Genomic DNA, 1,895 nt, shown 5'->3' on the forward strand with positions numbered 1-1,895 from the left:
CGATGCGGCGGCCGGGGTCGGCCAGTACCTGCTCGAGGACCTGGCCCAGGACGGTGACCATGCGCCGCACGGTGTTCTCGTCGAACAGGTCCTGTGCGAAGAGGACGGTCCCGTGCAGTTGCTGGTTGTCGTCGGAGCGGAGCAGGAACTCGAGGTCGAACTTGGCCGAACCGTTCGTCACACCGAACACGTCGGCCAGTTGGTCTCCGGGCAGCCGGATCCTTGACGTGCCGCCCGTCTCGAGGCCGAGGCAGATCTGGAACAAGGGGTGACGGGCGAGGGAACGAACCGGGCTGACCGCATCGAGGACGAGGTCGAAGGGCGCTTCCTGGTGGGCGAAGGCGTCCAGGTCGGTGGCGCGGATGCGTGCCAGCAGTTCCTGGAAGGTCGGGTCCCCGCTGCTGTCGGTGCGCAGGACGAGCGTGTTGACGAAGAAACCGACCAGGTCGCGAAGCTGCTCGTCGCCGCGCCCGGCGACCGGTGTACCGACGGCGAGGTCGGTGCCGGCGCCGAGCCGGTTCAGGGCGGAGACCAGGGCGGCGTGGACCACCATGAACGGCGTGCAGCCCTCCGCCATGGCCAGCTCACCCACCCGGGCGAAGAGATCCGGGCCGAGGTCCACCTTGACCTCGCCGCCCCGGTGGGTCGCCCGGGCGGGACGGGGCCGGTCCAGGCGCAGACCGTGTTCCTCGGGCAGCCCGTCCAGCGCCGAGCGCCAGAACCCGAGCTCCCGGGCCAGCAGACTGTCCGGATCGTCGGCCGACCCCAGCACCGTCCGCTGCCACTGCGCGTAGTCCGCGTACTGCACCGGCAGCGGCTCCAGCACGCTTCCCGCCGCACCCGACACCCGCGCCGCGTAGGCCCGGGACAGGTCCTCGAAGAACACACCGTTCGACGCGCCGTCCGTCGCCACGTGGTGCAGCAGAAGGAACAGCACCCAGGTGCCGTCGCCGAGGTCGAAGGCCGTGGCCCTGAACGGGACGTCGGTCCGCAGATCGAAGACCTCTTGCGCCGCCGCAGCCAGTTCCGTGTCCAGGGCCTGGGCGGCGATCCGACGGCACTCGAAAGGAACGCGGGCCTCGGCCGGCGGAAGGATTCGCTGGTGCGGTTCGCCGTCGATTGTCTCGATCAGGGTGCGCAGCGGGGCGTGGCGTTCGGTCAGGTCGTTGAGCGCGGCCTCCCACGCGGCTACGTCGAGTTCGCCTTCCAGGCGTATCGCGAGGGGCACGTTGTAGGCGGTGCTGTCGCCGTCCAGGTCCGCCAGCAGCCACAGCCGACGCTGGGCGAAGGACGCGGCCGGCAGCGAGCCGTTGTCGTTCGTGCCTTCTCCGGCCGTGATCGGCGGCAGGGCGGGCAGTCCCTTCTGGCGGGAGATCAGGTCGGCGAGCCGGGCGGGGGTGGGGTGCTGGAAGACGTCGCGGATGGTCAGGCGAACACCGAGCGCGTCCGCGATGTGGTTGGTGAGCCGCGCCGCCCGCAACGAATGACCGCCGTGGCGGAAGAAGTCATCGTCGACCGTGAGGGATTCGGATGTGCTCAGTGTCCGGGTGAAGAGAGCCACCAGGGTCTCCTCGAGCGGCGTCCGAGGCGCGCGACCGCCCGTCGAGACCGACGACGGCTCGGGCAGGGCCCGCTTGTCCACCTTCCCGTTGGGGGTGAGGGGAAGCCGGTCGAGAACCATGATGTGTGTGGGCACCAGGTGCTCGGGCAGCCGCTCGGTGAGATGCCGGCGCGCCGTATCGGCCAGGTTCTCCGTCGGGCCTTGCTCCGGTGCTTCGCCGACTACGTGCGCCACGAGGTGCTGTTGGTGGATGGTGATGACGGCCTGGGTGATGGCGGGGTGGGTGAGGAGGGCGGCTTCGATTTCGCCGGGTTCGACGCGGAAGCCGCGGATC

At 70.2% G+C, this 1,895-nt stretch carries 1 protein-coding gene; it reads right to left on the minus strand.

Annotated features, from left to right (window positions below):
* Window positions 1-1,894: condensation domain-containing protein (locus tag A2U95_RS32700; RefSeq protein WP_338104463.1), on the minus strand; the 1,894-nt coding region annotated here is incomplete at its 3' end.
* Between the last annotated feature and the right edge of the window lies 1 nt (window position 1,895).

This window comes from Streptomyces chilikensis (assembly GCF_001642695.1).
GTDB lineage: Bacteria > Actinomycetota > Actinomycetes > Streptomycetales > Streptomycetaceae > Streptomyces > Streptomyces chilikensis.